This window comes from Streptococcus sobrinus DSM 20742 = ATCC 33478 (genome assembly GCF_000686605.1).
Lineage (GTDB): Bacteria > Bacillota > Bacilli > Lactobacillales > Streptococcaceae > Streptococcus > Streptococcus sobrinus.
Map to the genome: position 1 here is coordinate 1 of NZ_JMLC01000020.1, position 26,983 is coordinate 26,983.

Genomic DNA, 26,983 nt, shown 5'->3' on the forward strand with positions numbered 1-26,983 from the left:
GCAAAAACACGTTGCAGGGTGTCGTGAGATGGAATACCGTTTTCCAAGGTAAGTACACTACGTAAGGAAGTTTCATAGATATTTCCAAAATCCTCTATTTCTTCCCAGAATTCTGCACCTGAAAGGCGGGCAAAGAAGATGAGCAGCACAATATCAGCCAAGCTATGCTTGATCTTCCAATTGTCACGCTCATCACGGACAGTGATAAGAAATTCTATAATCTCAGACATAAAGACACCTCCTAAGTCTATTATAACTCCGGAGGTGGACTCTTTTTTATGAATCTATTATCTGAAAACGTTATTTTCTTCATGCGTTTGTCGTGGCAATAATCATCATTCGTTTTCCTCTCCAGTTTCTTTTGTTATAATGAAATGGTAGCATGTCCTAAGTTTGAGAACAAGTAGGCACATTTTTGATATCTAGTATCAATTACTATATCTGCCAATGAAGGAAGTGTACAGAATGGCTAAATCCATCATGCTGGAAAATACCTGTCCCATGGAACTTGGTGTGAACATATTAAGCGGCAAGTGGAAATTGAAAATACTCTGGAATATTTATAAAAAGAAAACAGTACGCTTTAATGAACTAAGACGTTTGTTAGGAAGCATAACGACTAAAACATTAACAGACCAATTAAAAGAATTGGAGGAAAAGGGAATTATTCAGCGAACCATTTATCCAGAGATTCCGCCAAAAGTAGAATATTCCCTTACTGAAATAGGTCAGACTCTTGAACCGGTCCTTAAAACTTTATGTGACTGGGGAAAGCAATATCAAACCATGACCAATTTTCATAAAAAATAATCTTTGTGATATGTCTGTTGTAGAATAAAGTCCGATAGGGCTCGAAAAATGTTGTTATTCCGAAAGTAAAGGCCAATTATGACAAACTGAGGAAGGCTCAGGAGCATTACATCAGTAAAAACGAATTAAATTTAGTTCTCTCCTTAGTAGGCAGGTATTCCAATTAAAACTATTATGGAGTATGTGGGTTATGTTGATGGATCAATTACTTTGAGGATGTACAGTCATGTGACTGAAACCATACATGATGAAGTTAGGGAAAAACTTAACCAAATTAATCTCTAAAAACTAACCACATATTAACCAAAGCATGGGAAAACTTGGGGAAGTTTGAGGAAATATGAAAAATTAGAAATGGCTCAACCAAGCCTATTTAGGTATCTTTTGGAAAGACGAGGAACTAAAAGAGAAATGATGGAAATTTTTGATACACACACCCATCTAAACGTGGAAAATTTTGCCGGACAAGAAGCGCAAGAGATTGCTCTAGCCCGTGAGCTTGGCGTGACAAGGATGAATATTGTCGGCTTTGACCAATCCACCATCAAGCGGAGTTTGGAGCTCTCAGCCCAGTTTCCTGAGCTCTATTCGACTATCGGTTGGCACCCGACTGAAGCTGGTTCTTACAACCAAGAGGTTGAAGACATGATTGTCCAAAATCTGGCTAATCCTCGGGTCATTGCCCTGGGGGAAATCGGTCTAGATTACCACTGGATGGAAGACCCCAAAGAGGTGCAGATTGAAGTCTTTAAGCGGCAGATTCAGCTGTCTAAGGATCACGACTTGCCCTTTGTTGTTCATACCCGCGATGCCCTTGAGGACACCTATCAGGTCATCAAGGAGGCTGGCATTGGCCCTCGTGGCGGCATTATGCACTCTTATTCGGGTCCTCTATACATGGCCCAGAAGTTTGTTGACCTGGGCATGACCATCTCCTTTTCGGGAGTGGTCACCTTTAAAAAGGCTCTGGATGTTCAAGAAGCTGCTCAAGGTCTGCCCCTGGATAAGATTTTGGTGGAGACTGATGCTCCCTATCTGGCTCCTGTTCCTAAGCGGGGTCGGGAAAATAAGACTGCCTATACTCGATATGTTGTTGACAAGATTGCGGAGCTGCGTGGCTTGACCAGCCAGGAAGTGGCTGACGCTACTACCGAAAATGCCATGAGGATTTTTAACCTTGACTGAAAAAATTAAAATTCAAGAAGTTCTGGTGGTCGAGGGTAAGAGCGATACCGCCAATCTGAGACGCTTTTATGAGGTTGATACCTACGAAACCAAGGGTTCTGCCGTCACGGACGAGGACTTGGAGCGGATCGCCTACCTCAATGACCTGCGGGGGGTCATCGTCTTTACCGACCCTGACTACAATGGTGAGCGCATCCGTAAGCTCATTATGCAGGCTGTGCCGACTGCTAAGCACGCTTTTCTTAACCGTGACGAGGCGGCTCCAAAATCCAAAACGAAAGGCCGCTCGCTCGGTGTTGAGCATGCTTCTTTTGACGATTTGCAAAAAGCTCTGTCTGGCGTGCTGGGGCACTACGATGATGAGAATCACTTTGACATCAGTAAATCTGATTTGATGCGGCTGGGCTTGCTCATGGGCTCTGATAGCCGAAAACGTCGCGAATATCTGGGTGAAAAGCTCCGTATCGGCTATTGCAACGGCAAACAGCTCCTCAAGCGACTGGACTTGTTTGGGCTGACCTTGGCGGAAGTGGAAGAAGTGATGGAAGGATTTAACAGCAGATGATGGATATTTCACCGGTTTATAGAATGAAATTATTGGAAAAAGTAGAAAAAGAAATTTGGAATACATTTAAAAGTTACGAAAAAGTTGAACGATATATAAAAATGAATCAAGAAGTTTATGATGGATTTGGACATGCTGATTTTGATATTTCTTATTTTACTGATGGAAATAAGAAGGATAAGATCAATTTAGCTAAAACGTTAGAAAATATTGCTATAGATATACCTGACAAATTAATCAAAATGGCTATTGATTTAGGACTTGAAACTCCGGATTTTATTCCGTCAATCCCAACTTTTAGAAATAAGTTGAAGGCTGACTATAAAAATGCTTCAGTAAGTTTTGAAAAGGCTTTTCAAAATATTGAAAAAGATCCTGCAGAGTCAGTTGGTTATGCTAATTCAGTTCTTGAGAGTATCATGAAGGAAATTTTGAAGGATAACAGATTTTTGGATATCAATACTTCTAATTTAACGAATGGGAAATTAGTGAAAGCTATTTTAAAGAAGTTTGAGCTTGATCCTAGTTTAGAAATGCCTGACGAAATGAAAAGTATCGGAAGTTCCCTTACAACAGTTTCAAAAGCAATCGAAGATCTGCGGAGCGATAAAACTTCATTTCATGGACATGATTCTGATAAATATCTCATTGACGAACCACTGTACGCTTATTTCGCTGTTAATGCCTGTGCAACTGTTGGATTATTCTTGATAAATTTTTATGAAAATAAATTTTCAAAATCTGAAAAAGTGCAGGATGAGGACTTACCTTTTTAGGTGAGTGTTATACCTTAACAATCTAAGTAAAATGTTGAAGTGTACGAAAATATGAAGGAGAAAAATAATGAAATTTGATCCAGAAATTGCTCGAGATATATTGTTAGATATTGAAGAGTTACATCAACCACAGAATCTGTTTGTGTTTTCTTCGTCTGATAAATTCAATAGAGCCCAAAAATACGATTTAACTGTTATTGTTTACCATTGTGATAAGTTAGAAGAGGCTGAATTTTTGAACTGGGAACCTATCTATGGGAATAATCAATTTCAAATGGGCCTTGTAAATGGATTAACGTATCAAGGTCATCAGTTTTTAAATTCTGTCAGGAGTCCTAAGGTTTGGAGAGAAACAAAATCACGTGCTGAAAAGGTTGGTATATTTACCCTTGATTTTATATCTCAAACGGCTGCAAATGTCATTGCTGAGATAAGTAAAGGAAGAATATAAAAACACTTGAAAACTATTAAGGCATCACCCAGGAAATTACATCTTAATATGTTAAGGAGGGCCTCATGAAATATATGTATCTCTATCTCTTAGACACCATGGCTGACTGGGAGCATGGTTATCTCCTGCAAGTCCTAAGTTTACAAAACATGACGGCTGCCCATCAGCTGACTGTAAAAACGGTTGGCAAGACCAAGCAGGCGATTAAAACGTCGGGTGGCCTGACTCTTATTCCTGATGTCACCCTCGATGAAGTGGTTATGGAAGATGCAGCTGCTCTAGTACTCATCGGTGCTGATACTTGGTTGGATGAGGAGCAAGAAAATGTCCTGACTTTGGCAGCAGATTTTCTGCAGTCAGGCAAGCTGGTTGCGGCTATTTGCGGGGCTACCTTGGGCTTAGTAGATAAGGGCTTACTCAATAATCGTCCTCACACCAGCAATGCTCCCTTCTTTTTATCCAGTATGAGTGAAAATTATAGTGGACAAGCCTACTATCGAGATGATCTGGCAGTCAGCGATAACAATCTCATCACGGCAAGTTCAGCAGGTCCCCTGCTCTGGGCCAAATACATTATCGAAAAACTGGATTTATATTCGGCAACGACGATTGAAGCTTGGTATCGCTATTTTTCTACAGGAGATCCCCAGTATTACGGCCAACTCCTTGCTTCGCTATCGGAGTAAGGGGAGGAATGTAGGATGGCTGTGGCAAACGATTTTGCTTACCTACCAAAAGTCAGCCTCATGACAGGCCTCTATTTTAGACAGTAATATAAAAAACGCTCCAATGAGCGTTTTAGTTTAGCCTCAAATCAATTATTCCATCACTGAGACGATGGCTTCAGCAGATGAGAAATCCGGTAACTGTTCAAAGAAGTGAACAAATTCAGGTGTTTGGTTGTGGCTATCAATAGCTGCTTGATCCTGCCATTTCTCAACAATCAAGAATTGATTAGAATCATCAAGGGATTGATAGAGTTGGTAGCCGCGGTTGCCAGCTTCTTGCCTAGAGGAAGCAATCAGAGGTGCGAAAGCATGGAGGAAGTCTTGGCGACTTTCTTCTTTAATGAAAAAGGTAGCATTGATGGTTTTCATGGGATTCTCCTATTCTTTAATCTGGCTAGGATTGTATACCTTTCTGGGGTCGCTGTCAAATGAGGGTAATTTTTTGAATAGGGGTATGGTAGAATAGGGGAGAAAAGAGGTTGATGATACTATGGCCAAGAAAATTATCTTACTTCGTGGTGTTACACCGACGGGGAAAAATCGAATTCCGAAAATGTCTGACTTAGTAGAAATCTTAGAGGCTGTCGGTTTCTTATCAGTTAAAACCTATATTCAAAGTGGTAATATTATCTTGAATACAGACTTGTCCGATGAGGCTATCAAAAGATTAGTTCATGATACAATTTTAAAGCAGCTTGGTGCTGACTTGTCTGTGATTATCAAATTACCAGAACAGTTGACGATAGCTGCTCAGGAGGATCCTTTTGATGCGACTTATGATGCGTCACGTATCCACCTTGTTTTTACCAATGATGATTGGTCTAAAGAAACTTTAGCAGATTTGACAGAAACAGATTTTGGTGATGAAGCCTTTGTGGTTGGCAGCGAATGCCTTTATTTATATTTACCACGAGAAGCCAAGAAAAAACGCCTCAATACCAATTTTTTAGAAAAGAAATTGGGTATCAGAGCTACTATGCGCAAATTGAGTGTGACAAGCAAACTCAGTGAGATGTAGCTAGATTAAAGGAGAATAAATATGTTAACTATTTTGTTCTTGCCTTTTATTGGGGTTCGGTTTGGTCTGCTTTCTTTTGTGAATAAAAAGGCTTTGAAGCGAGCTGCTCATTTTGCACCTGTCAAGGGAAATGAGCGAATTGCCTATATCGTTTATCAGCTGGCGACTCTGGCTCTTGCTGTGATGTCCCTGCTGTTACCAATCAAAAGTGACGGTTCTGTCTGCTTTTATCTAGGACTTTTTAGTTATATCTTGGGGTTGATTTTGTGTGCTGTTACCATGGTTCACTTTGCCTTCCCTGATCAAGCAGGCTTTAACCAAAAGGGTATTTATAAATTTTCCCGCAACCCGATTTACCTGTCCTATTTCGTGATTTTAATCGGAATGTCTTTGCTGGCTCAATCTCTGATTTTTGGGCTGTTGACGCTTATTTTTCAGGTATCCGGCCATTGGGTTATTTTGTCAGAGGAGAGGTGGTGTAGGCAACAGTTTGGTCAGGCTTATGACAGCTACAGGAAAGGTGTCAGACGGTATTTTTAAAAATAGAGGAATTTGTACATGAGAATCGCAGACTACAGCGTGACAGGAGGTGCTTGAAAGTTTGTCAGTGTACTTGTCTCTTCAGCTTATAAATTTTCCCTGCCCCAGTCATTTAAGACTATCATGAGTCTTAGAAGCTCTTGTCCTTTGGAGCTGAGTGAATACTGGGTGTGCAGTGGCCAAGTCTTAAAATCCTCTTTGATAAGATCACCTAAGGAGCGAGTTAACATGGTTTTTGTAATCCCCTTAACATCCCGTTTTAATTGATTAAATCGGGCGGGCTGCTTCTGGGAAATGATCCAAAAGATTTGTAGTTTCCACTTTCCTGCTAGGCTGTCCATGACTCTCGTCAGACCGCAGTTCCAGTTGTTTCTTGTTTGCATAAGCATCTCTTCCTGATAGTCACAAAAAAGTGACTACTGTTTTTTTGTATTTGGCTCTATTATAATGAATTTATCTTAGAAGACAAGGAGAAAATCAGATGGAAACTTTTTTAGATTTTTTAGATGGTCGTCATTCGGTTCGGCACTTTAATCCTAGAGATACTCTCCCTAGAAGCCTAGCACAATCAATCTTGGAGCACGCTAGTCAGGCTCCGTCGGGAAACAATTTCCAGCCTTGGCGAGTCGTTGTTGTTCGTAACAAGGAAAAACAGGCCCATTTAGCTCAATTAGCAGCAGGGCAGGTTCAGGTTAAAGATGCCTCAGCGGTCTTTCTAGTCTTTGGCGATAAATTGGCCTATGATTTAGATTGGTGGCAAGAGTTTCATCTTCAACGAGGAGCCATCTCTAGGGCTGAAGTTGCTGGTAAATTATCCCGAATAGAGGCTTATTTTAAACTTCATCCAGAGGATAAGGACTTGGAAGGACTTCGATTGGACGTTGGTCTTTTTGCTATGAATCTTATGCATGTGGTGAGAAGTTTTGGTTATGATAGTGTTCCTATGCGAGGAGCTGATTTCACAGCCATAAAGGCCTATCTCCAGCTTCCAGAGAATTGGGAACCTATCCTAATGTTGCCGGTTGGAAAAGCCTTAACACCAGGGTATCCCCATGCCAGACGTCCCGTCAAAGACTTTACCAGATTTATTGATTAAAGTCTGCCCCAACCTGACAAGCCTATCTCCATCTTTATGGTATAATACAAGGTATGAAAATAGCAGACTACAGTGTGACTCGGGCCATTTTGGAGCGGCACGGGTTCACTTTTAAAAAATCCTTTGGTCAGAATTTCCTGACCGATACCAATATTTTGCAGAAGATTGTTGATACGGCTGAGATTGACCAAAATGTCAATGTTGTTGAGATTGGCCCCGGTATCGGAGCCTTGACCGAGTTTTTAGCGGAGCAGGCTGCTGAGGTTATGGCTTTTGAAATTGATGACCGCCTGATTCCGATTTTGGCAGACACTTTGCGGGATTTTGATAATGTCACCGTCATCAATGAAGATATTCTCAAATCAGATTTGCAGACCCAGATTAAGAATTTTGCCAATCCCAACCTGCCCATCAAGGTAGTAGCCAACCTGCCCTACTATATCACTACGCCCATTCTCATGCATCTGATTGAGAGCAAGATTCCTTTTGCGGAGTTTGTGGTCATGATGCAAAAAGAGGTGGCCGATCGCATTTCGGCGGAACCTAACACCAAGGCCTACGGCAGCCTATCCATCGCTGTCCAGTACTACATGAGCGCCAAGGTGGCTTTTATCGTGCCTCGCACGGTCTTTGTCCCAGCCCCAAATGTCGATTCCGCCATTCTCAAGATGACCAAGCGTCCGGCTCCTCTGATTGCCGTCCAGGATGAGGATTTCTTCTTTGATGTGGCCAAGGCCAGCTTTGTCCATCGCCGCAAGACCCTCTGGAATAATCTGACTAATCGCTTCGGTAAGGAAGAAGCAACCAAATCCAAACTCCAAGCTGCCCTTGAAATGGCAGAGCTGAAACCGAATATCCGTGGCGAAGCCCTCTCCATTCAGGACTTTGGCCGTTTAGCTGACGCCCTCTTGGATGCGGGCGTGAAATAGGCATCAACCTCAGTAATGGTCAGAAAGGAGAGTCTAATGACAAGACGAAAAATTTTATCCTTTGTTTGTGCCCTAGTCTGGTTTTCTCAAGCCATACTGCATCTGCTCATTTTATTTGGGGCTCCGCTCGGCAAATTGTTTTTCGGTGGAATTTACACAGTCTTTCCTATTTGGTTAAGGCCAGCCAATCTAATCCTATTGCTGCTTTGGTCAACCTTCGCTTATGCCTATCTTGTCTACGGCAGAGTGATGAGCGCAGGCAATTTTGATAAAAAGAGTGCCATTTTTGTCAAAATAGCAACATTGCTTCTTGGGATAACGACCCTCTTTAACTTCTTCGTCAGCCATAGTTTTTTAGAAAAGTATGTCACAGGAGGCCTTACAGCGCTAACCTTTCTGCTTAGTCTCTGGCTCCTTCTCTTGTCAAAGCAAACTACATAACAAAAAGCCAACCCAAGCGGGCTGGCTTTTGTCATTCTAAGGAAAGGACGGGATTTGAACCCGCGCGTGAACGTAAAGTCCACTTGCCGGATTTCGAGTCCGGTGCCGTACCAAGCTGGGCCACCTTTCCAAAAAGCCTCTTTGAAAAACAACCTTAGTCTTCATCAATTCGTTTTGCCATAGGCTAGTGCTGATTTTCATTAAGTAAAAATAAAAGACATCAGCTTCGATGTCATAATGCGGAGGAAGGGATTTGAACCCTCACACCCGTACGGGCACATGCGCCTGAAGCATGCGTGTCTGCCGTTCCACCACCTCCGCATATAAGACCATTATAGCGGATTTTCTGAAAATTGCAAGATTAAGTTGGCGACAATAATATGGCAGATTTAGTGAGCAGGTAATCTTCTAGCTTGAAATTTTTTAAAGTAATCTTTTAATTTATCTCGATTTTTTCCAGACAGGACTGGAACATTGGAGAACCAGGCTCTTATTTCCTTGAATTAGAGCCTTACCCAGCTTAATTAGCAAAAAGTCAGGTTCAATCCTTGACAAATAAAGTTTAGTCACATCTGGCCCTTGCTTTTATGGTATAATAAGCCCATAAAATTCACAAAGGAGTTCATTTGCAAGGTAGAATTATTAAGGCTTTAGCGGGCTTTTATTATGTGGAAGCTGATGGCCAAATTTTTCAGACCAGGGCTCGGGGAAATTTCCGCAAGAAGGGCCAAACTCCCTATGTTGGTGATTGGGTTGACTTTTCAGCCGAAGAAAATTCTGAAGGCTATATTTTAAAAATTCATGAGCGAAAAAATAGCCTAGTCCGCCCTCCCATTGTTAATATCGATCAGGCAGTGGTTATCATGTCGGCCAAGGAGCCTGATTTTAATAGTAATCTGTTGGATCGCTTCTTGGTGCTCCTCGAGCATAAGCAGATTAAACCCTTGATCTATATTTCTAAAATGGACCTCCTCGCAGACGACGCTCAGCTGAAGAAAATTGGCCAGCACTATCAGGCTATCGGTTATGAATTTTTCTGGTCCTTGGATCAGCTCCTGCCCAAGTTAAAAGGCCAAGTCACGGTCTTTATGGGCCAAACTGGCGTAGGAAAATCAACCCTGCTCAATAAAATTGCTCCCGAGCTTGAACTGGAGACCAATAGCATTTCCGATAGTTTGGGCCGGGGCCGGCACACGACTCGAGCTGTCAGCTTCTATAAGGTCCATGGGGGCAAAATTGCCGACACACCGGGATTTTCTTCCATTGATTATGAGGTGTCAGATAGTGCCCAACTCAATCAGGCCTTTCCTGAACTCAAAAGGATCAGTCAGGACTGCAAGTTCCGCTCCTGTACCCATACCCATGAACCGGGTTGTGCGGTCAAGGCTGCCCTAGAGTCTAATCAGATTTGGGCCAGTCGTTACGATGATTACCTGGTCTTCCTTAGTGAGATTGAAAATCGTCGAGAAACCTATAAGAAAGTCATCAAAAGAAAGTAGGATTATGCTTCTATGGTCAATAAAATTGCTCCCTCAATTCTAGCTGCTGATTACGCTAATTTCGCCCAAGAACTTAAACGGATTGATGAAACCAGTGCCGACTACGTTCATATTGATATTATGGATGGCCAGTTCGTTCCCAACATCAGCTTCGGGGCTGATGTCGTTGCCAGCCTGCGGAAACACAGCAAGCTGGTCTTCGACTGTCACCTGATGGTGGTTGAACCCGAACGTTATGTGGATGCTTTTGCCCAGGCTGGGGCTGACATTATGACCATCCATGTCGAAGCCACCAAGCATATTCATGGAGCCCTACAAAAGATTAAAAAGGCTGGCCTCAAGGCTGGTGTTGTTATCAATCCAGGGACGCCGGTTTCAGCTCTGGAGCCAGTCCTTAGTCTAGTTGATCAGGTGCTGATTATGACCGTTAATCCTGGTTTTGGTGGTCAGGCTTTTATTCCGGAGATGCTGGACAAGGTCAAACAGGTGGCAACCTGGCGAGAAGAGGGTGGCTATGCTTTTGACATTGAGGTTGATGGCGGGGTTGATGACAAGACCATCAAGGCCTGTCAGGAAGCTGGAGCTAATGTCTTTGTTGCCGGTTCCTATCTCTTTAAGGCTAGCGATTTGACCAGTCAGGTTCAAACCTTGCGGGATGCCTTGGATGCCTAAGAAGATTGCTCTCTTGTCTGGTGGCTGCAGAAGTCAGGTACCTGAGGGCTTTGACCTCTATGTCGGTATTGACCGTGCCTGTCTCTGGCTTTTGGACCAGGAGCTTCCCTTGGATTTAGCCATTGGTGATTTTGATTCGGTAACGGCAGAAGAATTAAAGCAGATTCGTCAGCAGGCCAGTCGTTTAATTCAGGCACCCAGCCAGAAGGATGACACGGATACCGAGCTGGCGGTCAAGACGGTCTTGCGGCAGTATCCCCAAGCCCAGCTGACCATCTATGGAGCCTTTGGTGGTCGCCTGGACCACGCCCTCAGCAATATCTTCCTGCCTAGCGACCCTGGAATTGCTCCTTTTATGGGGCAAATTAGCCTAGTGGATGAGCAGAATGTCATCAGCTATCTACCGGCGGGTCGGCATCAGATTTTTCCAGTTGAAAGGATGGCCTATGTCTCCTTTATGACAGAAGCTATTGCCCCACTAACCATCACGGGTGCTAAATACGAGTTGACCCCGGGCAATTATTTCCAAAAGAAGATCTATTCTAGCAATGAATTTAGCCATCAAGCAATAGAGGTTAGCCTGGATGAGGGCTATCTTATTGTCATTCAAAGTAAGGATAAAACATGAGCCTAATTGTAATGCTAATTGGCCTAGCTAGTCTAGGTCTCTCTCTTTATCTGGTCATCAAGCTGACTGATCTCCAGAATCAGCTGGCCAAGAAGCTGGATGACAATGCTGATAACCTGTCTGAACAGGTCTCCTATCAGTTGGATTTGGCCAAGAAGGACCAGGTTTTGGCCCTCAATCAGGAGTTGAGTCGGCAAAAGACGGAAACCTACCAACAGCTAGCTGATATTCGAGATGTCCTCCATAAAAATCTCAGCGATAATCGGGACCGCTCGGACCAGCGACTAGAATTAATCAACCAGAGCTTGACCAAGGCAGTCAAGGAAATGCAGGAATCCAACGAAAAACGGCTGGACCAAATGCGAGCGACCGTGGAAGAAAAGCTGGAGCAGACTCTTCAAAGCCGCCTGCAGGCCTCCTTTGCTACGGTCTCCAAACAATTGGAATCCGTTAACCAGGGTCTGGGACAAATGAAAACAGTGGCCCAAGATGTTGGCACCCTCAACAAGGTGCTGTCCAATACCAAAACTCGTGGGATTATGGGCGAGTTGCAACTGGGACAAATCATTGAAGATATCATGACCGACAGCCAGTATGAGCGGGAATTTGCCACGGTCAAGGGCTCCAGCGATCGGGTCGAATACGCCATCAAGCTGCCCGGCAACCACAATGGTGACTATGTCTACCTGCCCATCGACTCCAAGTTCCCCTTGGAAGACTACTATCGTCTGGAAGAGGCCTACGAATCCAGCGACAGCCAACAAATTGAGACCTATCGCAAGTCGCTCCTGGCCAGTATCAAACGCTTCGCTAAGGACATTCAAAAGAAATACCTCAAGCCGCCAGAAACCACCAATTTTGGCATCATGTTTCTGCCGACAGAAGGTCTCTATTCAGAAGTGGTCCGAAATTCGGCCTTCTTTGATGGCCTAAGACGGGAAGAAAACATTGTCGTGGCAGGTCCTTCAACCCTGTCTGCCCTGCTCAATTCTCTCTCCGTTGGCTTTAAGACCCTCAATATGCAAAAGAATGCTGACGATATTTCGAAAATTTTGGGCAATGTCAAAACTGAGTTTGGTAAGTTTGGAAACATGTTGACAAAGGCGCAAAAGCAGCTCAATACAGCTAGTAAAACCGTTGATAGCCTCTTGACGACTAGGACCAAGGCCATTGTTAGGACTCTGGATACGGTTGAAGCTTATCAGGATTCTAGAACCCAATCCTTACTCAATATCCCTCAAGTAGAAGAAGGCGAGGACTCGCATGAAAATTAATCAAATGAAAAAAGATGAGCTTTTTGAAGGCTTCTATCTGATCAAGAAGGCCGAGCTAAGAAAGACTCGGGCGGGCAAGGATTACCTAGCCATGACCTTCCAAGATGACTCTGGGGAGATTTCAGGGAATCTCTGGGATGCCCAGCCCCACAATGTCCAAGAATTCACAGCTGGAAAGGTTGTCCACATGCAAGGCAGACGGGAGGTCTATAATGGCACCCCTCAGGTCAATCAAATTACCTTGCGTAATGTTAAGGAAGGGGAACCAAGCGACCCAGCTGATTTTCGTGAGAAATCCCCAGTTGATATCACCGAGATCCGCGACTACCTTGAGGGTATGATGTTTAAGATTGAAAATGCCACCTGGCAAAGAATCGTTCGCACCCTCTACCGCAAGTTCGACAAGGCCTTCTTTACCTATCCAGCGGCCAAGACTAACCATCACGCCTTTGAAAATGGTCTTGCCTACCACACAGCGACCATGGTTCGCCTGGCCGATAGCATCGGCGACATTTATCCCAACCTCAATAAGAGCCTGCTCTTTGCTGGTATCATGCTTCATGATTTGGCCAAGTGTATCGAGCTCTCTGGAGTTGATGGGACAGAGTACACCGTTCGGGGCAATCTCATCGGTCACATCGCCTTGGTTAATGAAGAAATCACCAAGGCCATTATTGAGCTGGGGATTGAAGATGACCGAGAGGATGTCACCATCCTCCGCCACGTCGTCCTCAGCCACCACGGCCAGCTAGAATACGGCAGTCCTGTTCGGCCTCGGATTATGGAAGCTGAAATCATTCATATGATTGATAATATTGATGCTGAAATGATGATGATGACAACAGCTCTGGCTCAGGTCGAAGAGGGTGAGATGACCAGTCGGGTCTTCGCCTTGGAAAATCGCTCCTTCTACAAACCAAAATTATAAAATAAAGAATAAAACGAATATTTACGGCGTAAATGTTCGTTTTTTGCTGGTATTATGATACAATATTAACAAAACAATAAGAAATGGGGAAAGAATGAAATTAAGAAGAAGTGAACGGATGGTGGTTATTTCTAACTACCTCATCAATAATCCTTACAGTTTGACCAGCCTTAATACTTTCGCCGAAAAATATGAAGCTGCCAAGTCTTCCATCTCAGAAGATATTGCTATTATCAAGCGGGCTTTTGAAAATAGTGACATCGGCCATATTGAAACGGTCACAGGTGCCAGCGGTGGCGTGATTTTTACTCCAAGTATTTCTTCTGAGGAGGCTAAGGCGATTGTTGAGGAACTCTGTCAACGACTGTCTGAAAGCGATCGGATTTTGCCAGGTGGCTATATCTATCTGTCCGACCTCCTCAGCACCCCTAGCATCTTACAGAGCGTGGGTCGGATTATTGCCAGCAGTTTTGCAGGTCAAAAAGTTGATGCCGTCATGACCGTAGCCACTAAGGGGGTTCCCTTGGCTAATGCTGTGGCTAATGTCCTCAATGTTCCCTTTGTTATCGTCCGGCGGGATTTGAAAATTACCGAAGGCTCAACCGTTTCCGTTAATTATGTCAGCGGTTCGAGTGACCGGATTGAAAAAATGTTCCTCTCGAAACGTAGCCTCAAGCCCAACAGTCGCGTTTTAATTGTCGATGACTTCCTCAAAGGAGGAGGAACCATCAGCGGGATGATTAGTCTCCTCAAGGAGTTTGAAAGTGAACTGGTGGGAGTTGCCGTCTTCGCCGAGAATGCCCAAAAAGAACGGGAACACCTCTTTGATTACAAGTCCCTCCTGACCGTCTCTGAGATTGATGTCAAAAATAACCTAGTCAAGGTAGAATTGGGAAATATCTTTCGATAAAAGGAACTAGTCTGATTGTAGTCAGACTGGTTTTTCTTTTGTAAGCCAGAAAACTCAGTCCCTTGAAAATAAAAGAAGCCTCAATCGTTGGTCTCGCTCTACCCTAATCCTGCCTGCAGCAGTGCAAGGCTCGATAAACTTGGTCGCTTTGGCCAATTTTATCAGGCCAGTGAAGAAACTAATCAGATGGCCCTAGTTGCTGACTTTCTGATAGTTAAAAAATTTTTGATTAACACAGCTTCTTCCCTTGGGAACTTTTGATTTTATTGGATATCAAGGCTAATTCCCAAACAGAAAGTACTGTCACTCTGGAGTTGGTCTGTCCAAGTTCGCAAGTCCTCATTTGGAAAGTTACAAATGCTTGACAGTATTGAAAAAGTCGGCCATTTTTCGTTGACAAAGCCTGCCAATCTTGATATTATAATAAGCGGTACTTTTTACTTTTGGTCTCTCCAAAGTGTACAGAGACGTGCTGACAAATGTTGCAAAAGTGCACACAGATAGGGGCTGTCACCAAGTGCCCTATCAACCAAAAATAAAATTTTACAGGAGAAAATGTAGATGCCTACAATCAACCAATTGGTACGTAAACCGCGTAAATCTAAAGTTGAGAAATCTGACTCACCAGCACTTAACGTTGGTTACAACTCACACAAAAAAGTTCCAACAAACGTTTCTTCACCACAAAAACGTGGTGTTGCCACTCGTGTTGGTACTATGACACCTAAAAAACCTAACTCTGCCCTTCGTAAATTCGCTCGTGTACGTTTGAGCAACTTGATCGAAGTCACAGCTTATATCCCAGGTATCGGCCACAACTTGCAAGAACACAGTGTTGTGCTTATCCGTGGTGGACGTGTTAAAGACCTTCCAGGGGTTCGTTATCATATCGTCCGTGGTGCCCTTGATACTGCAGGTGTTGCCGACCGTAAACAAGGCCGTTCTAAATACGGTGCTAAACGTCCTAAAGGATAATAGAAGGGGGATAAGAACTAATGAGTCGTAAAAATCAAGCGCCTAAGCGCGAAGTATTGCCAGATCCATTGTACAATTCAAAACTTGTAACACGTCTTATCAACCGTGTTATGCTTGACGGTAAACGTGGTACAGCTGCTACCATCGTTTACGGTGCCTTTGACCAAATCAAAGACGCAACTAGCAACGATGCTCTTGAAGTTTTTGAAACAGCGATGGAAAACATCATGCCTGTACTTGAAGTCCGTGCTCGCCGTGTCGGTGGGTCTAACTACCAAGTCCCAGTTGAAGTTCGTCCAGAACGCCGAACTACACTTGGCCTTCGTTGGTTGGTAAATGCTTCACGTGCCCGTGGTGAACATACTATGCAAGACCGTTTGGCAAAAGAAATTTTGGATGCCTCAAACAACACAGGTGCTGCTGTTAAGAAACGCGAAGATACTCACCGTATGGCAGAAGCCAACCGTGCCTTCGCACATTTCCGCTGGTAAGATTAAGAGACAGAGACGAAGAGAGCAAGGACAAAATAGGAAAAATGACGAAGAAACTTCAGTTTCTAGGAATTTATATCTTTTTGGACTGGTCGCTCTCGAGTCGAGTTCAATTCGGCTAAAAACAATGTAGTCTGAACTCAATTAAATAAGATTCACACAGCGTTTAGCCTGTGCTCAATTATTTAAGGAACAAAGGCATTTAGCCCGAGTTTGCTAAGTCTCGTATCCAAACCTAAGCGAATAAATAAAACGGGTAGGTCCCTGCCTATCCGTTTTTTCCAAAAATTATAGATTTATAGGAGAATCATTCATGGCTCGCGAATTTTCATTGGAAAGAACTCGTAATATTGGTATCATGGCTCACGTTGATGCCGGTAAAACAACAACTACAGAGCGTATTCTTTACTACACTGGTCGTATCCACAAAATCGGTGAAACTCACGAAGGGGCTTCACAAATGGACTGGATGGAACAAGAGCAAGAACGTGGAATCACTATCACATCTGCGGCAACAACTGCCCAATGGGATGGTCACCGTGTTAACATCATTGATACCCCAGGACACGTGGACTTCACCATTGAAGTACAACGTTCCCTCCGTGTTCTTGACGGTGCTGTAACCGTTCTTGATGCTCAATCAGGTGTTGAACCTCAAACTGAAACTGTGTGGCGTCAAGCCACTGAATACGGTGTTCCACGTATCGTATTTGCTAATAAGATGGATAAGATTGGTGCTGACTTCCTTTACTCAGTATCAACTTTACATGAACGTTTGCAAGCAAATGCTCACCCAATCCAATTGCCAATCGGTGCTGAAGATGACTTCACTGGTATCATTGACTTGATTACGATGAAAGCTGAAGTCTATACGAATGACCTCGGTACAGATATCCTTGAAGAAGATATTCCAGCTGAATACCTTGAACAAGCTCAGGAATATCGTGAAAAACTGATTGAAGCAGTAGCTGAAACTGATGAAGACCTGATGATGAAATATCTTGAAGGTGAAGAAATCACTAACGAAGAATTGAAAGCGGCTATCCGTAAGGCAACTATCAACGTTGAATTCTTCCCAGTTCTTTGTGGTTCTGCCTTCAAGAACAAGGGTGTACAAATGATGCTTGATGCCGTTATTGACTACCTGCCAAGCCCACTTGACATTCCTGCAATCAAGGGTGTTAACCCAGATACAGACGAAGAAGAAGAACGTCCAGCATCTGATGATGAACCATTCGCAGCGCTTGCCTTCAAGATTATGACTGACCCATTCGTTGGTCGTTTGACCTTCATCCGTGTTTATTCAGGTGTGATGAACTCAGGTTCATACGTCATGAATACTACTAAGGATAAGCGTGAACGTATCGGACGTATCCTGCAAATGCACGCCAACAGCCGTAAAGAAATCGAAACTGTTTACTCAGGTGACATCGCTGCGGCTATCGGCTTGAAAGATACGACAACTGGTGACTCATTGACCGATGAAAAACACAAGGTTATTCTTGAATCAATTGAAGTTCCAGAACCTGTTATCCAACTCATGGTTGAACCTAAGACTAAGGCCGACCAAGATAAGATGGCAATCGGTTTGCAAAAACTGGCTGAAGAAGACCCAACCTTCCGTGTTGAAACCAACCCAGAAACTGGTGAAACTGTTATCTCTGGTATGGGTGAATTGCACTTGGATGTCCTTGTTGACCGTCTGAAACGTGAACACAAGGTTGAAGCTAACGTTGGTGCTCCTCAGGTATCTTACCGTGAAACCTTCCGTGCTTCTACCCAAGCCCGTGGTTTCTTCAAACGTCAATCTGGTGGTAAAGGTCAATTCGGTGATGTTTGGATTGAATTTACGCCGAATGAAGAAGGTAAAGGCTTCGAGTTCGAAAATGCCATCGTCGGTGGTGTTGTCCCACGTGAATTCATTCCAGCCGTAGAAAAAGGGTTGGAAGAAGCTATGGCTAACGGTGTTCTTGCTGGTTATCCATTGGTTGACATCAAGGCGAAACTTTATGATGGTTCTTACCACGATGTCGACTCATCTGAAACGGCCTTCAAGATTGCCGCTTCTTTGGCACTTAAGGAAGCAGCTAAGACTGCCCAACCAGTTATCTTGGAACCAATGATGCTGGTTACTATCACCGTTCCTGAAGAAAACCTCGGTGATGTTATGGGTCACGTAACTGCTCGTCGTGGACGTGTTGATGGTATGGAAGCTCATGGTAACAGCCAAATCGTTCGTGCTTATGTACCACTTGCCGAAATGTTCGGTTATGCAACTGTTCTTCGGTCATCATCACAAGGTCGTGGTACCTTCATGATGGTATTTGACCACTATGAAGATGTGCCAAAGTCTGTTCAAGAAGAAATCATCAAGAAAAATTCAGGCCAAGCTTAAGCAGATTTGAACCTGACAAAGCTTAAAAAATAAGAAAATTAGTAAGCTCAGCTTGCTAGTTTTTTTACTTTTTGGCCTAAGATTTGTAACTTTCTGAAAATGGTAAGTGGTTGCAATTTACAGAAAAAGGTTATATAATAATCTTGTTGAAGGGGTATGTGGAACCTCACAAGTTAACCTTTTCACAATCGTAGAAGGGCTTGCCCTTAATAAATTTTTTTATGATTTTCATAAGGAGGAAATCACACATGGTAGTTAAAGTTGGTATTAACGGTTTCGGTCGTATCGGACGTCTTGCATTCCGTCGTATCCAAAACGTTGAAGGTGTTGAAGTTGCTCGTATCAACGATCTTACAGATCCAGCAATGCTTGCACACTTGTTGAAATACGATACTACTCAAGGTCGTTTCAACGGTACTGTTGAAGTCAAAGACGGTGGATTCGAAGTTAACGGCCAATTCGTTAAAGTTTCTGCTGAACGTGATCCAGAACAAATTGACTGGGCAAACGATGGCGTAGAAATCGTTCTTGAAGCAACTGGTTTCTTTGCTACTAAAGAAGCAGCTGAAAAGCACTTGCATGCTGGTGGTGCTAAGAAGGTTGTTATCACTGCTCCTGGTGGATCAGATGTTAAGACTGTTGTTTTCAACACTAACCATGACGTTCTTGACGGTTCTGAAACAGTTATCTCAGCTGGTTCATGTACTACAAACTGTTTGGCTCCAATGGCTGACGCTTTGAACAAGAACTTCGGTGTTAAAGCTGGTACAATGACAACTATCCACGCTTACACTGGTGACCAAATGATCCTTGACGGTCCACACCGTAAGGGTGACTTCCGTCGTGCACGTGCTGCTGCAGCAAACATTGTTCCTAACTCAACTGGTGCTGCTAAAGCTATCGGTCTTGTATTGCCAGAATTGAACGGTAAATTGCAAGGTCATGCTCAACGTGTTCCAGTTCCAACAGGTTCATTGACTGAATTGGTTTCAGTTCTTGACAAGAAGGTGACTGCTGACGAAGTTAACGCTGCTATGAAGGCTGCTGCAACTGAAAGCTACGGTTACAATACTGACCCAATCGTTTCTTCTGATATCGTTGGTATGTCATTTGGTTCATTGTTTGATGCAACTCAAACAGAAGTAACTGAAGCAGCAGATGGAACTCAATTGGTTAAAACAGTTTCATGGTACGACAACGAAATGTCTTACACTTCACAATTGGTTCGTACTCTTGAATACTTCGCAAAAATCGCTAAATAAGTTATTATTTAATGATTGAAAGGACTGGCCTCGGCTGGTCTTTTTTTGTTCCCCTTTATTAGGGTGCAGTACTCATCAAATTTCAAAATCTGATTTTTGATATTTTTTTCACTTCCAAATTTCTGAACTTGGGGCAGAACTACGGAAATTGCTATTGTAAGTTTCCTATCTTCCTCATTAACTTCACAAGTCAACTATTATCGAGTTTACTTGTTCCGCGTGCGACCTAAAATTGTCCAGTGAACTATTTTAGTAGGTGGTGCAGACGGAAGAATAAATTATCCAGTGAATGATTTATTATGCCTTATGGAGTTTCATCAACACGGGGATAAAGCAGTCGATAACACTGTCTTATCGAAGTTAGTCTAGTTGATTTTACTGGCCTAAAAATCCGTTATCAGTGACATCTTCATCTCACTGATAATTCCACTACAGCAAAAATATCAGGTTATGCTCACTTCGTTCGCCGGTTAACCTACAATAAAGTTTTTCTACCTAAAAACAATTTCAGGTTTTGATTTTAACTAGGTATTACTTTTTTTGACGAACCCTGATTTGACCTCTCCTAGTGAGAAATATCACTTTTTCCAAGCTAATTTAGAAATAGGCTTGAAATTATGTTATAATGATGGAGTAAATAAAAATTTAAGGAGTCCTATCAATGGCTAAATTAACTGTTAAAGACGTTGATTTGAAAGGCAAGAAAGTCCTCGTTCGTGTTGACTTCAACGTGCCTGTAAAAGATGGCGTTATCACAAACGACAACCGTATCACTGCGGCTTTGCCAACCATTAAATATATCATCGAACATGGCGGTCGTGCAGTTCTCTTCTCTCACCTTGGTCGTGTTAAGGAAGAAGCTGACAAAGAAGGTAAATCTCTTGAACCAGTTGCCAAAGATTTGGCTGCTAAATTGGGACAAGATGTTGTCTTCCCAGGAGTGACTCGTGGTCCAAAATTGGAAGAAGCAATCGATGCTTTGCAAGATGGTCAAGTTCTTTTGGTTGAAAATACTCGTTTTGAAGATGTTGACGGCAAGAAAGAATCTAAGAATGATCCTGAACTTGGTAAGTACTGGGCAAGCCTTGGTGATGGTATCTTCGTAAATGATGCTTTCGGTACAGCTCACCGTGCTCACGCTTCAAACGTTGGTATTTCTGCTAACGTTGAAAAGGCTGTTGCTGGTTTCCTTCTAGAAAACGAAATTGCTTATATTCAAGAAGCTGTTGAAACACCAGAACGTCCATTCGTAGCTATCCTTGGTGGTTCTAAAGTTTCAGATAAAATTGGTGTTATCGAAAACTTGCTTAAAAAAGCTGATAAGGTCCTTATCGGTGGTGGTATGACTTATACCTTCTACAAGGCACAAGGTATCGAAATCGGTGATTCTTTGGTCGAAGAAGATAAGTTGGATGTGGCTAAGTCTCTGCTTGAAAAAGCAAATGGTAAATTGGTCTTGCCGGTTGACTCTAAAGAAGCTAACGCCTTCGCTGACTACACCGAAGTGAAAGATACTGAAGGTGAAGCAGTAGACCCTGGCTTCCTTGGTCTTGACATCGGTCCAGAATCGATCACTGAATTTGACAAAGCTTTGACAGGTGCTAAGACAGTTGTTTGGAATGGTCCTATGGGTGTCTTTGAAAATCCAGACTTCCAAGCTGGTACAATCGGTGTTATGGATGCTATTGTTAAACAGCCTGGCGTTAAGTCAATCATCGGTGGTGGTGACTCAGCTGCCGCAGCTATCAACCTCGGCCGTGCAGACAAATTCTCATGGATTTCTACTGGTGGAGGAGCTAGTATGGAGCTGTTAGAAGGTAAAGTCTTGCCAGGCCTCGCTGCTTTGACGGATAAATAGGATTAAGCCTGTTAGCCTCTACAAAAACTTGATTTTGTAAGTGGAAGATAAAATAGTAAAAGATAGTGTCAGTTTTTTGAAAGCTGATACTATTTTTGTTTAATCCAGATATCCATTGTTTCGATACCATTTGATGGTATCAATCATTGTGTTTTGGACTGGTCGGAAGTGTCCACCTAGCTCTGTCTCCATCTTAGTAGGATCAAAGTGAGTTCGTTTGTACTCCTCGGCAAATAGCTCGATTAGATCCTTGCTGACTAAGACGGGTTTGCCAGTTAGCTTGTGGTAGATTTCATTCCAAGTAGCGTAAGCTTTTAGCAAGGGCTGAGGAATTTGTCTTCTAGGTGCAGGAATTCCTGTAACCTCTTCTAGAGTATTCATCAATTCCTGCATAGTCATGTATTGACCAGCAGCTAGATAAGATTCACCCCTGCGTCCATATTTCATAGCTCGGATATGAATATCCGCAACATCTCTGGCATCCACAACGCTGTAACTGGCCTTCATAACCCCAGGTAGTTTTTTCTGCATATAATTTAAAATCAATTGTCCAGTGGAGGTTGGCCCCATATCGCCTGGCCCGTACATGGAACCTGGAAGAACGAAGGCAATAAAAAGGTCAGGATGTAGGTTGAGAAAGTCACGAACGACTTGGTCGCTGAGAATTTTACTGCGATAGTATTCGTTTTTTGTATCGGCGGAACGAGACATAGTTTCATTGATTAGTTGGTCAGGCTCGCCAGTAAGTACAGCAATAGAAGATGTGTGGACAATTTGACGAATTCCAGAATCATAGGCAGCCTGTAAAAGATTCTTTGTTCCTTTAATGTTAGTCTCATAGAGTTCTTGCCAATGTTTGCCTCCCTTATGACTGTCTCGAAAGAAAGCTGCCGTGTGAAAGAGGCTATCGCAGTCAGTTAGATAAGGCACATAGGTTTCTGGCCTGAGTAGGTCACCTTGAATAAAGCGGATTTGAAGATTGCCGAATTGCTTTTTTGCCTTGTCTAGTGATCGAACGAGGGCAGTAACTTGAGTATTTTCCTTTAATAAAGCTCGGACTAGATTATTTCCTAATAGGCCAGTTGATCCAGTGACAAAGGCATGGTTAATCTTACGAGACGGCTGTTTTGTATCCATAGGTTCTCCTTTTAGATTTTTCTATTAAATGACTTGTCATTTAATAAAAATTAGTTTAGTCTTTTAGCATATTTTTGTCAATAATTTACTTAATCTAGTGTAAAATAGTAAGAAACTAAAAAAGAAGGAGATCTTATGTCAATAGACGAAGCAGTCCGCTTTAGGTATTTGTTCAAGAGTGTCGAAAATATTGTCAATAAAGAGTTAATCAATTTACTATCTCCCTTGCATATAACCCCTAACCAGAGTGAAGTACTCCTTGTTCTGCAAGAATTTGGTTCTTTGTCCTTAAAGGATTTGGGTAATTTATTGATTTGTGAGAAAAAAAGTCCTAGTCGTTTAGTTAGTTCGCTGATTAAAAAAGGGTTAGTGATTAAAGAAATTTCTGCTGAAGACCGAAGATTTTCCCTCTTATCCTTGACACCTAAGGGTCAAGATTTAGTTCCTAAGGTTATAGCCATCAAAAATCAATATGATCAGCAGTTATTGGAACAAGGAATTGATTTTAAAGCTCTTAGTAAGCCCTTTAAAGTTTTTATTTCGGAGACACCTTACGAAGAAAAATTAAAGAGCCGCTCGATGTGGGATGATTAAGTATGATTAGTCGGTCTAGCGATAGTTTGGTTATCAATTTAGTCGTTTAGATTAACGATTTTGTAAACGAGGTCGGAAATTCCCATTCTAGCATTGTTGACGGATAAAATCTTTCAGTTAACTCAATAATAAGAGAGGGATTAGTGCTGTGGGAATTCTTGAATTGAGAGGAAGTCAATTCCAAGAAATGAATTTTCTGAAAATTTTGTTAATCTTCCAAAACTATGGTAAAATGGGAAGTGAATTTTTGGAAGACGGGAGTTTAATTTTGGGACGATTTCGCTTTAATCCTCATGAATTTCGCTTAGGCATGCGGACTTTTAAGACGGGTCTAGCTGTTTTCTTGGTTTTAGCTTTATTTTCTCTTTTAGGATTTGAGGGTCTGCAAATTGGTTGTCTGACAGCAGTCTTTAGTCTGAGAGAGAATTTTGATAAGAGTCTCCATTTTGGCACCTCGCAGATTGTCGAAAATACTATTGGGGGTGTCTATTCTCTTATCTTCTTCGGAATTAGTGAGCTCTTTAATAAGTCACTTTGGGTGACTTTGGTTTTTGTTCCAATATTTACCATGTTGACCATCATGACCAATGTTGCTATTGATAATAAATCGGGGATTATTGGAGCGGTAGCTGCTTTGCTGATTATTACCCTATCTATTCCAGAAGGTGACACCTTTACTTATACGCTCGCTCGGATTTTTGAGACTTTTATTGGTGTCTTTGTGGCCACTCTGGTCAATGCGGATATTGATCGAATACGTGAACATTTTGTTAAAAGAATGGCTAATAAGGACTAGCGTGGCTAGTCTTTTTTGCCTGCCTAGAAGATTTTTGTCTTGTTGCTATCCTAGCTCTGACTAGCTACAGGGTTTTGGGAAATAGTAATGTTAGAAAATGTAACATTTAACTTGACAGAGCTTCTTTTTCAGCATATAATGGTTTGCGAAAGGAGTTTTTATGCGAGAAAAAGAGTTCAGACGCTCTCTAGCTGTTTTTCCAATTGGGGCGGTTATGAAACTGACTGATTTAACTGCCAGGCAGATTCGCTACTATGAAGATCAAGGTCTTCTAACTCCTGATCGTAGTTCTAGTAACCGCCGTCTCTATTCTCTAAATGACATGGATGTTTTGCTAGAAATCAAAGACTATTTGGATGAAGGCTTGAACATTGCGACCATCAAGAAAGAATATGCCAAACGCCAGCAAGCCAGTCAAGAGAAAACCAAACCTCTTACTGATGCTGATGTTCGTCGTATTTTACAAGATGAGCTGAGAAATCAGTCTCGTTTTCCTTCACCCAATGTTAACCCAAGTAGCTTTCGTATGTAAGATACGGGCTTTATATATAATTTATTTGTCAGAGCTAGCTGAGGCTCTTTCTATCGAAAAAAGGAGGCCATTATGGCAATCACAGCAGATGATATTCGTCGCGAAGTCAAAGAGAAGAATGTTACCTTCTTGCGTTTGATGTTTTCAGATATTGCAGGAACCATGAAAAATGTTGAAATTCCTGCCACTGACGAACAACTTGACAAGGTTTTATCAAACAAGGCTATGTTTGACGGATCATCTATTGAAGGATTTGTACGAATTAACGAGTCTGACATGTATCTCTATCCAGATCTCAACACTTGGACTGTCTTCCCTTGGGGAGGTGAAAATGGTGCTGTCGCTGGTTTGATTTGTGATATTTATACTGCTCAAGGGGAACCTTTTGCTGGTGACCCACGTGGTAACTTAAAACGTGCCCTGCGTCACATGGAAGAAGTTGGTTTTAAATCTTTCAATCTAGGTCCAGAGCCAGAATTCTTCCTCTTTAAGATGGATGAACAGGGTAATCCAACCTTGGAAGTTAATGATAAGGGCGGTTACTTCGACCTTGCTCCAACCGACTTAGCTGACAATACTCGTCGTGAAATCGTTAATGTTTTGACTAAGATGGGCTTTGAGGTTGAAGCTAGTCACCACGAAGTGGCTGTCGGTCAGCATGAAATTGATTTCAAATACAGTGATGTCTTACAAGCTTGTGACCACATTCAAATCTTTAAGTTGGTTGTTAAAACAATTGCGCGTAAACATGGTCTCTATGCAACCTTCATGGCTAAACCTAAATTTGGGATCAATGGTTCAGGAATGCACTGTAATATGTCTCTCTTTGATGCTGATGGCAAGAATGCCTTCTTCGATCCAGAAGATCCCAATGGTATGCAGTTGTCCCAAAATGCTTATTACTTCTTAGGTGGTTTGATGGAGCATGCCTATAATTATACGGCTATTGTTAACCCTACAGTTAACTCTTATAAACGCTTGGTACCAGGCTATGAAGCACCTGTTTATATTGCTTGGGCCGGTCAAAACCGCTCGCCACTGATTCGTGTTCCTGCATCACGTGGTATGGGGACACGCTTGGAATTACGTTCAGTTGATCCAACCGCTAACCCATACTTGGCCTTGGCAGTACTTTTGGAATCAGGTCTTGATGGTATTGAAAATAAGATTGAAGCTCCAGCTCCAATTGAGTCCAATATCTATGTTATGTCTGAAGAAGAACGTAAGGCTGCAGGTATTCGGGACCTACCTTCAACCCTCCATAATGCAGTCAAAGCTCTGCAAGAGGATGAAGTGGTTAAGGCAGCTCTGGGAGACCATATCTATCCTAACTTTGTTGAAGCTAAGCGGATGGAATGGGCTAGCTATGCAGCCTTTGTCTCCCAATGGGAAGTAGAAAATTACCTAGATTTGTATTAAGTTCCAGACTAGTATATAGATAAGTGCTTGGTCCTCAGCTGAGCACTTTTTGATAACTTTATCTCGCTTTCTTTATGACATTTTGGTTAAAAGCTTAACAATTTTAGTTGATTTTGTCACTAGAATAGTTGAATTTTTTAATTTGCAGTTAATGGACTTGTTATTTTTTCCTGTTAGACTAGGAGCATAGTTAAAAAGTCCTGAGTAAATTTGATTGGGATTTTTATTGTGAATAAAAGGGGAAATAAGATGAATAAAAAATTGACAAAAGCAAGTCTATTTGTAGCTGCAACGGTTTTAGTTGGTTTGGCCGGTCAAACTGTTCAAGCTGATTCTTACACGGTTCAAGCTGGTGATAGCTTCTTTTCTATTGCTAGTGGCCGTGGTATGGATCCCTATCAATTAGCTGCTAATAATGGCATGACAATTTCAAGTACAATTTTGCCTGGAGAAACAATTGAAGTTGACGGTTCTGGTCAACAGGATGCTCCAGCTCAGGATACAACTGCTGCAGCAGAACAAGGGCAGTCTGACGATGCTTCTACAGATGCAGGGGCTAATACTTATCCTGTTGGTCAATGTACTTGGGGTGTTAAGCAAGTTACCGGTTGGGCTGGTGACTGGTGGGGGAACGGTGGTGACTGGGCCGGCAGTGCGGCTAACTCTGGCTATACCGTAGGTAATAGTCCGCAAGTTGGTTCGATTATTTGTTGGACTGACGGTGGTTATGGCCATGTTGCCTATGTTACTGATGTTAATGATCAAGGTCAAATTCAAGTCTTGGAATCTAACTACAAGGATAACCCAGAAATCAACAATTACCGTGGTTGGTTCGACCCTAACAATAGCGTTACACCTGGTCAAGTTAGCTACATCTATCCTAACTCATAATCAATTATTGCTAGAATAATCAAGCCTTCTCAGAAATGAGAGGGCTTTTTGCGTGTATAAGGCTTACTCAAATAGTTCAGCGGAGTATTTGAGGTCTGAGCCTAGAAACTTAGAAGCGAAGGAACTACCAAAAATCAGCTTTTGGAGCTTGATGATTATAAGAGACCTTGGAAAATGGGGTAA

The 26,983-nt window shown here is 42.5% G+C and carries 31 protein-coding genes and 2 tRNA genes; 27 read left to right on the forward strand and 6 right to left on the reverse strand.

All coding sequences use genetic code 11. The annotated features are described in order from the left end of the window. A partial coding sequence (locus tag BS63_RS0107245; protein ID WP_032798589.1) for a transposase family protein occupies positions 1 to 230 on the reverse strand: 230 nt, incomplete at its 3' end. Between the two features lie 235 nt (positions 231 to 465). On the opposite strand from BS63_RS0107245, the gene BS63_RS0107250 reads away from it, so the two are divergent. From BS63_RS0107250 to BS63_RS0107275, 6 genes are all read left to right on the forward strand, one after another. After that, positions 466 to 810 (forward strand): winged helix-turn-helix transcriptional regulator, encoded by a 345-nt coding sequence (locus BS63_RS0107250; protein ID WP_002960915.1) that lies wholly within the window; start codon positions 466 to 468, stop codon positions 808 to 810. Between the two features lie 414 nt (positions 811 to 1,224). Then, complete coding sequence (locus tag BS63_RS0107255; RefSeq protein ID WP_019785297.1) at positions 1,225 to 1,995, forward strand: TatD family hydrolase; 771 nt, start codon at positions 1,225 to 1,227, stop codon at positions 1,993 to 1,995. After that, positions 1,988 to 2,560, forward strand: coding sequence for a ribonuclease M5 (rnmV, locus tag BS63_RS0107260; RefSeq protein ID WP_028798518.1), 573 nt, complete (start codon positions 1,988 to 1,990; stop codon positions 2,558 to 2,560). Before BS63_RS0107255 ends, rnmV begins: the two co-directional genes overlap by 8 nt. Beyond that, complete coding sequence (locus BS63_RS0107265) at positions 2,557 to 3,336, forward strand: abortive infection family protein (RefSeq protein ID WP_002960919.1); 780 nt, start codon at positions 2,557 to 2,559, stop codon at positions 3,334 to 3,336. Before rnmV ends, BS63_RS0107265 begins: the two co-directional genes overlap by 4 nt. Positions 3,337 to 3,403: 67 nt before the next feature. Beyond that, positions 3,404 to 3,787: a DUF2513 domain-containing protein gene (locus tag BS63_RS0107270; protein WP_002960921.1), complete on the forward strand. Its 384-nt coding sequence runs from the start codon at positions 3,404 to 3,406 to the stop codon at positions 3,785 to 3,787. Positions 3,788 to 3,852: 65 nt separating this feature from the next. Beyond that, entirely contained in the window at positions 3,853 to 4,473 is a 621-nt protein-coding gene (locus BS63_RS0107275; protein ID WP_002960923.1) for a DJ-1/PfpI family protein, read from the forward strand. A gap of 132 nt (positions 4,474 to 4,605) precedes the next feature. Here BS63_RS0107275 and BS63_RS0107280 read toward each other — a convergent pair whose 3' ends face one another. Further along, positions 4,606 to 4,884: a putative quinol monooxygenase gene (locus tag BS63_RS0107280; RefSeq protein ID WP_002960924.1), complete on the reverse strand. Its 279-nt coding sequence runs from the start codon at positions 4,882 to 4,884 to the stop codon at positions 4,606 to 4,608. Positions 4,885 to 5,005: 121 nt separating this feature from the next. On the opposite strand from BS63_RS0107280, the gene BS63_RS0107285 reads away from it, so the two are divergent. Then, positions 5,006 to 5,533 (forward strand): DUF1697 domain-containing protein, encoded by a 528-nt coding sequence (locus BS63_RS0107285; RefSeq protein ID WP_002960925.1) that lies wholly within the window; start codon positions 5,006 to 5,008, stop codon positions 5,531 to 5,533. 21 nt (positions 5,534 to 5,554) lie between these two features. Next, complete coding sequence (locus BS63_RS0107290) at positions 5,555 to 6,073, forward strand: methyltransferase family protein (RefSeq protein ID WP_002960927.1); 519 nt, start codon at positions 5,555 to 5,557, stop codon at positions 6,071 to 6,073. An 86-nt stretch (positions 6,074 to 6,159) separates the two neighbouring features. Here the strand turns inward: BS63_RS0107290 and BS63_RS0107295 are convergent, their stop codons facing one another. Then, on the reverse strand, positions 6,160 to 6,456 hold the full coding sequence (locus tag BS63_RS0107295) for a winged helix-turn-helix transcriptional regulator (protein WP_002960928.1): 297 nt from the start codon (positions 6,454 to 6,456) through the stop codon (positions 6,160 to 6,162). 98 nt (positions 6,457 to 6,554) lie between these two features. Here BS63_RS0107295 and BS63_RS0107300 point away from each other — a divergent pair, with 98 nt between their 5' ends. Genes BS63_RS0107300 through BS63_RS0107310 form a run of 3 tightly spaced genes read left to right on the forward strand, consistent with a single transcriptional unit; the run spans position 6,555 to position 8,539 of the window. Beyond that, a complete protein-coding gene (locus tag BS63_RS0107300) occupies positions 6,555 to 7,169 on the forward strand; it encodes a nitroreductase family protein (RefSeq protein ID WP_002960929.1) in 615 nt (204 codons plus the stop codon). 53 nt (positions 7,170 to 7,222) lie between these two features. Next, positions 7,223 to 8,098, forward strand: coding sequence for a 16S rRNA (adenine(1518)-N(6)/adenine(1519)-N(6))-dimethyltransferase RsmA (rsmA, locus tag BS63_RS0107305; RefSeq protein ID WP_002960930.1), 876 nt, complete (start codon positions 7,223 to 7,225; stop codon positions 8,096 to 8,098). 36 nt (positions 8,099 to 8,134) lie between these two features. Continuing rightward, positions 8,135 to 8,539, forward strand: coding sequence for a hypothetical protein (locus BS63_RS0107310; protein WP_028798520.1), 405 nt, complete (start codon positions 8,135 to 8,137; stop codon positions 8,537 to 8,539). Between the two features lie 39 nt (positions 8,540 to 8,578). On the opposite strand, the gene BS63_RS0107315 is transcribed toward BS63_RS0107310, so the two are convergent. Continuing rightward, positions 8,579 to 8,669, reverse strand: a tRNA-Ser gene (locus BS63_RS0107315). A gap of 108 nt (positions 8,670 to 8,777) precedes the next feature. After that, positions 8,778 to 8,860 (reverse strand) — tRNA-Leu (locus tag BS63_RS0107320). Between the two features lie 305 nt (positions 8,861 to 9,165). On the opposite strand from BS63_RS0107320, the gene rsgA reads away from it, so the two are divergent. From rsgA to BS63_RS0107380, 11 genes are all read left to right on the forward strand, one after another. Beyond that, a complete protein-coding gene (rsgA, locus tag BS63_RS0107325; protein WP_002960932.1) occupies positions 9,166 to 10,038 on the forward strand; it encodes a ribosome small subunit-dependent GTPase A in 873 nt (290 codons plus the stop codon). A 12-nt stretch (positions 10,039 to 10,050) separates the two neighbouring features. Beyond that, the gene (rpe, locus tag BS63_RS0107330; protein WP_019768579.1) at positions 10,051 to 10,710 is read left to right on the forward strand and encodes a ribulose-phosphate 3-epimerase; all 660 of its coding nucleotides are present in this window, start codon (positions 10,051 to 10,053) and stop codon (positions 10,708 to 10,710) included. Further along, the gene (locus BS63_RS0107335; protein WP_002960934.1) at positions 10,703 to 11,338 is read left to right on the forward strand and encodes a thiamine diphosphokinase; all 636 of its coding nucleotides are present in this window, start codon (positions 10,703 to 10,705) and stop codon (positions 11,336 to 11,338) included. Before rpe ends, BS63_RS0107335 begins: the two co-directional genes overlap by 8 nt. Further along, positions 11,335 to 12,612 (forward strand): DNA recombination protein RmuC, encoded by a 1,278-nt coding sequence (locus BS63_RS0107340; RefSeq protein WP_002960935.1) that lies wholly within the window; start codon positions 11,335 to 11,337, stop codon positions 12,610 to 12,612. Before BS63_RS0107335 ends, BS63_RS0107340 begins: the two co-directional genes overlap by 4 nt. Further along, complete coding sequence (locus BS63_RS0107345) at positions 12,602 to 13,540, forward strand: 3'-5' exoribonuclease YhaM family protein (protein ID WP_002960936.1); 939 nt, start codon at positions 12,602 to 12,604, stop codon at positions 13,538 to 13,540. Before BS63_RS0107340 ends, BS63_RS0107345 begins: the two co-directional genes overlap by 11 nt. 94 nt (positions 13,541 to 13,634) lie before the next feature. After that, positions 13,635 to 14,450 (forward strand): pur operon repressor, encoded by an 816-nt coding sequence (gene purR, locus BS63_RS0107350; RefSeq protein WP_002960937.1) that lies wholly within the window; start codon positions 13,635 to 13,637, stop codon positions 14,448 to 14,450. Between the two features lie 561 nt (positions 14,451 to 15,011). Continuing rightward, positions 15,012 to 15,425: a 30S ribosomal protein S12 gene (rpsL, locus tag BS63_RS0107360; protein WP_002999284.1), complete on the forward strand. Its 414-nt coding sequence runs from the start codon at positions 15,012 to 15,014 to the stop codon at positions 15,423 to 15,425. 20 nt (positions 15,426 to 15,445) lie between these two features. Further along, positions 15,446 to 15,916, forward strand: coding sequence for a 30S ribosomal protein S7 (gene rpsG, locus BS63_RS0107365; RefSeq protein ID WP_002960941.1), 471 nt, complete (start codon positions 15,446 to 15,448; stop codon positions 15,914 to 15,916). A 313-nt stretch (positions 15,917 to 16,229) separates the two neighbouring features. Then, the gene (gene fusA / locus BS63_RS0107370; RefSeq protein ID WP_019774991.1) at positions 16,230 to 18,311 is read left to right on the forward strand and encodes an elongation factor G; all 2,082 of its coding nucleotides are present in this window, start codon (positions 16,230 to 16,232) and stop codon (positions 18,309 to 18,311) included. A gap of 248 nt (positions 18,312 to 18,559) precedes the next feature. Beyond that, entirely contained in the window at positions 18,560 to 19,573 is a 1,014-nt protein-coding gene (gene gap / locus BS63_RS0107375; RefSeq protein WP_002960944.1) for a type I glyceraldehyde-3-phosphate dehydrogenase, read from the forward strand. Between the two features lie 661 nt (positions 19,574 to 20,234). Further along, a complete protein-coding gene (locus tag BS63_RS0107380) occupies positions 20,235 to 21,431 on the forward strand; it encodes a phosphoglycerate kinase (RefSeq protein ID WP_019768573.1) in 1,197 nt (398 codons plus the stop codon). Between the two features lie 99 nt (positions 21,432 to 21,530). On the opposite strand, the gene BS63_RS0107385 is transcribed toward BS63_RS0107380, so the two are convergent. Beyond that, positions 21,531 to 22,568 carry an SDR family oxidoreductase gene (locus BS63_RS0107385; RefSeq protein ID WP_028798522.1) on the reverse strand — a complete coding sequence of 346 codons (1,038 nt, stop codon included), beginning with the start codon at positions 22,566 to 22,568 and terminating at the stop codon, positions 21,531 to 21,533. A 135-nt stretch (positions 22,569 to 22,703) separates the two neighbouring features. On the opposite strand from BS63_RS0107385, the gene BS63_RS0107390 reads away from it, so the two are divergent. The 5 genes from BS63_RS0107390 (at position 22,704) to BS63_RS0107410 (ending at position 26,800) form a co-directional block, all read left to right on the forward strand. Further along, positions 22,704 to 23,162 carry a MarR family winged helix-turn-helix transcriptional regulator gene (locus BS63_RS0107390; RefSeq protein ID WP_002959328.1) on the forward strand — a complete coding sequence of 153 codons (459 nt, stop codon included), beginning with the start codon at positions 22,704 to 22,706 and terminating at the stop codon, positions 23,160 to 23,162. A 187-nt stretch (positions 23,163 to 23,349) separates the two neighbouring features. After that, positions 23,350 to 23,958: an FUSC family protein gene (locus tag BS63_RS0107395; protein WP_002959326.1), complete on the forward strand. Its 609-nt coding sequence runs from the start codon at positions 23,350 to 23,352 to the stop codon at positions 23,956 to 23,958. 160 nt (positions 23,959 to 24,118) lie between these two features. Next, a complete protein-coding gene (locus tag BS63_RS0107400) occupies positions 24,119 to 24,490 on the forward strand; it encodes a MerR family transcriptional regulator (RefSeq protein ID WP_002959324.1) in 372 nt (123 codons plus the stop codon). Between the two features lie 72 nt (positions 24,491 to 24,562). After that, positions 24,563 to 25,909, forward strand: coding sequence for a type I glutamate--ammonia ligase (glnA, locus tag BS63_RS0107405; RefSeq protein WP_002959322.1), 1,347 nt, complete (start codon positions 24,563 to 24,565; stop codon positions 25,907 to 25,909). A 249-nt stretch (positions 25,910 to 26,158) separates the two neighbouring features. Next, positions 26,159 to 26,800, forward strand: a complete 642-nt coding sequence (locus BS63_RS0107410; protein ID WP_002959320.1) for a COG3942 and LysM peptidoglycan-binding domain-containing protein — start codon at positions 26,159 to 26,161, stop codon at positions 26,798 to 26,800. Positions 26,801 to 26,983: the final 183 nt, after the last annotated feature.

Coding starts and splice junctions, on each gene's coding strand:
- BS63_RS0107250 (WP_002960915.1), top strand. CDS start 466: ATGGCTAAATCCATCATGCTGGAAAATACCTGTCCCATGGAACTTGGT.
- rpsG (WP_002960941.1), top strand. CDS start 15,446: ATGAGTCGTAAAAATCAAGCGCCTAAGCGCGAAGTATTGCCAGATCCA.
- BS63_RS0107380 (WP_019768573.1), top strand. CDS start 20,235: ATGGCTAAATTAACTGTTAAAGACGTTGATTTGAAAGGCAAGAAAGTC.
- BS63_RS0107385 (WP_028798522.1), bottom strand. CDS start 22,568: ATGGATACAAAACAGCCGTCTCGTAAGATTAACCATGCCTTTGTCACT.
- BS63_RS0107295 (WP_002960928.1), bottom strand. CDS start 6,456: ATGCAAACAAGAAACAACTGGAACTGCGGTCTGACGAGAGTCATGGAC.
- fusA (WP_019774991.1), top strand. CDS start 16,230: ATGGCTCGCGAATTTTCATTGGAAAGAACTCGTAATATTGGTATCATG.
- BS63_RS0107285 (WP_002960925.1), top strand. CDS start 5,006: ATGGCCAAGAAAATTATCTTACTTCGTGGTGTTACACCGACGGGGAAA.
- purR (WP_002960937.1), top strand. CDS start 13,635: ATGAAATTAAGAAGAAGTGAACGGATGGTGGTTATTTCTAACTACCTC.
- BS63_RS0107300 (WP_002960929.1), top strand. CDS start 6,555: ATGGAAACTTTTTTAGATTTTTTAGATGGTCGTCATTCGGTTCGGCAC.
- BS63_RS0107390 (WP_002959328.1), top strand. CDS start 22,704: ATGTCAATAGACGAAGCAGTCCGCTTTAGGTATTTGTTCAAGAGTGTC.
- rpe (WP_019768579.1), top strand. CDS start 10,051: ATGGTCAATAAAATTGCTCCCTCAATTCTAGCTGCTGATTACGCTAAT.
- BS63_RS0107280 (WP_002960924.1), bottom strand. CDS start 4,884: ATGAAAACCATCAATGCTACCTTTTTCATTAAAGAAGAAAGTCGCCAA.
- BS63_RS0107275 (WP_002960923.1), top strand. CDS start 3,853: ATGAAATATATGTATCTCTATCTCTTAGACACCATGGCTGACTGGGAG.
- rsmA (WP_002960930.1), top strand. CDS start 7,223: ATGAAAATAGCAGACTACAGTGTGACTCGGGCCATTTTGGAGCGGCAC.
- BS63_RS0107310 (WP_028798520.1), top strand. CDS start 8,135: ATGACAAGACGAAAAATTTTATCCTTTGTTTGTGCCCTAGTCTGGTTT.
- BS63_RS0107410 (WP_002959320.1), top strand. CDS start 26,159: ATGAATAAAAAATTGACAAAAGCAAGTCTATTTGTAGCTGCAACGGTT.
- BS63_RS0107400 (WP_002959324.1), top strand. CDS start 24,119: ATGCGAGAAAAAGAGTTCAGACGCTCTCTAGCTGTTTTTCCAATTGGG.
- BS63_RS0107255 (WP_019785297.1), top strand. CDS start 1,225: ATGGAAATTTTTGATACACACACCCATCTAAACGTGGAAAATTTTGCC.
- BS63_RS0107345 (WP_002960936.1), top strand. CDS start 12,602: ATGAAAATTAATCAAATGAAAAAAGATGAGCTTTTTGAAGGCTTCTAT.
- BS63_RS0107290 (WP_002960927.1), top strand. CDS start 5,555: ATGTTAACTATTTTGTTCTTGCCTTTTATTGGGGTTCGGTTTGGTCTG.
- BS63_RS0107340 (WP_002960935.1), top strand. CDS start 11,335: ATGAGCCTAATTGTAATGCTAATTGGCCTAGCTAGTCTAGGTCTCTCT.
- BS63_RS0107395 (WP_002959326.1), top strand. CDS start 23,350: ATGAATTTTCTGAAAATTTTGTTAATCTTCCAAAACTATGGTAAAATG.
- rpsL (WP_002999284.1), top strand. CDS start 15,012: ATGCCTACAATCAACCAATTGGTACGTAAACCGCGTAAATCTAAAGTT.
- BS63_RS0107265 (WP_002960919.1), top strand. CDS start 2,557: ATGATGGATATTTCACCGGTTTATAGAATGAAATTATTGGAAAAAGTA.
- BS63_RS0107270 (WP_002960921.1), top strand. CDS start 3,404: ATGAAATTTGATCCAGAAATTGCTCGAGATATATTGTTAGATATTGAA.
- BS63_RS0107335 (WP_002960934.1), top strand. CDS start 10,703: ATGCCTAAGAAGATTGCTCTCTTGTCTGGTGGCTGCAGAAGTCAGGTA.
- glnA (WP_002959322.1), top strand. CDS start 24,563: ATGGCAATCACAGCAGATGATATTCGTCGCGAAGTCAAAGAGAAGAAT.
- gap (WP_002960944.1), top strand. CDS start 18,560: ATGGTAGTTAAAGTTGGTATTAACGGTTTCGGTCGTATCGGACGTCTT.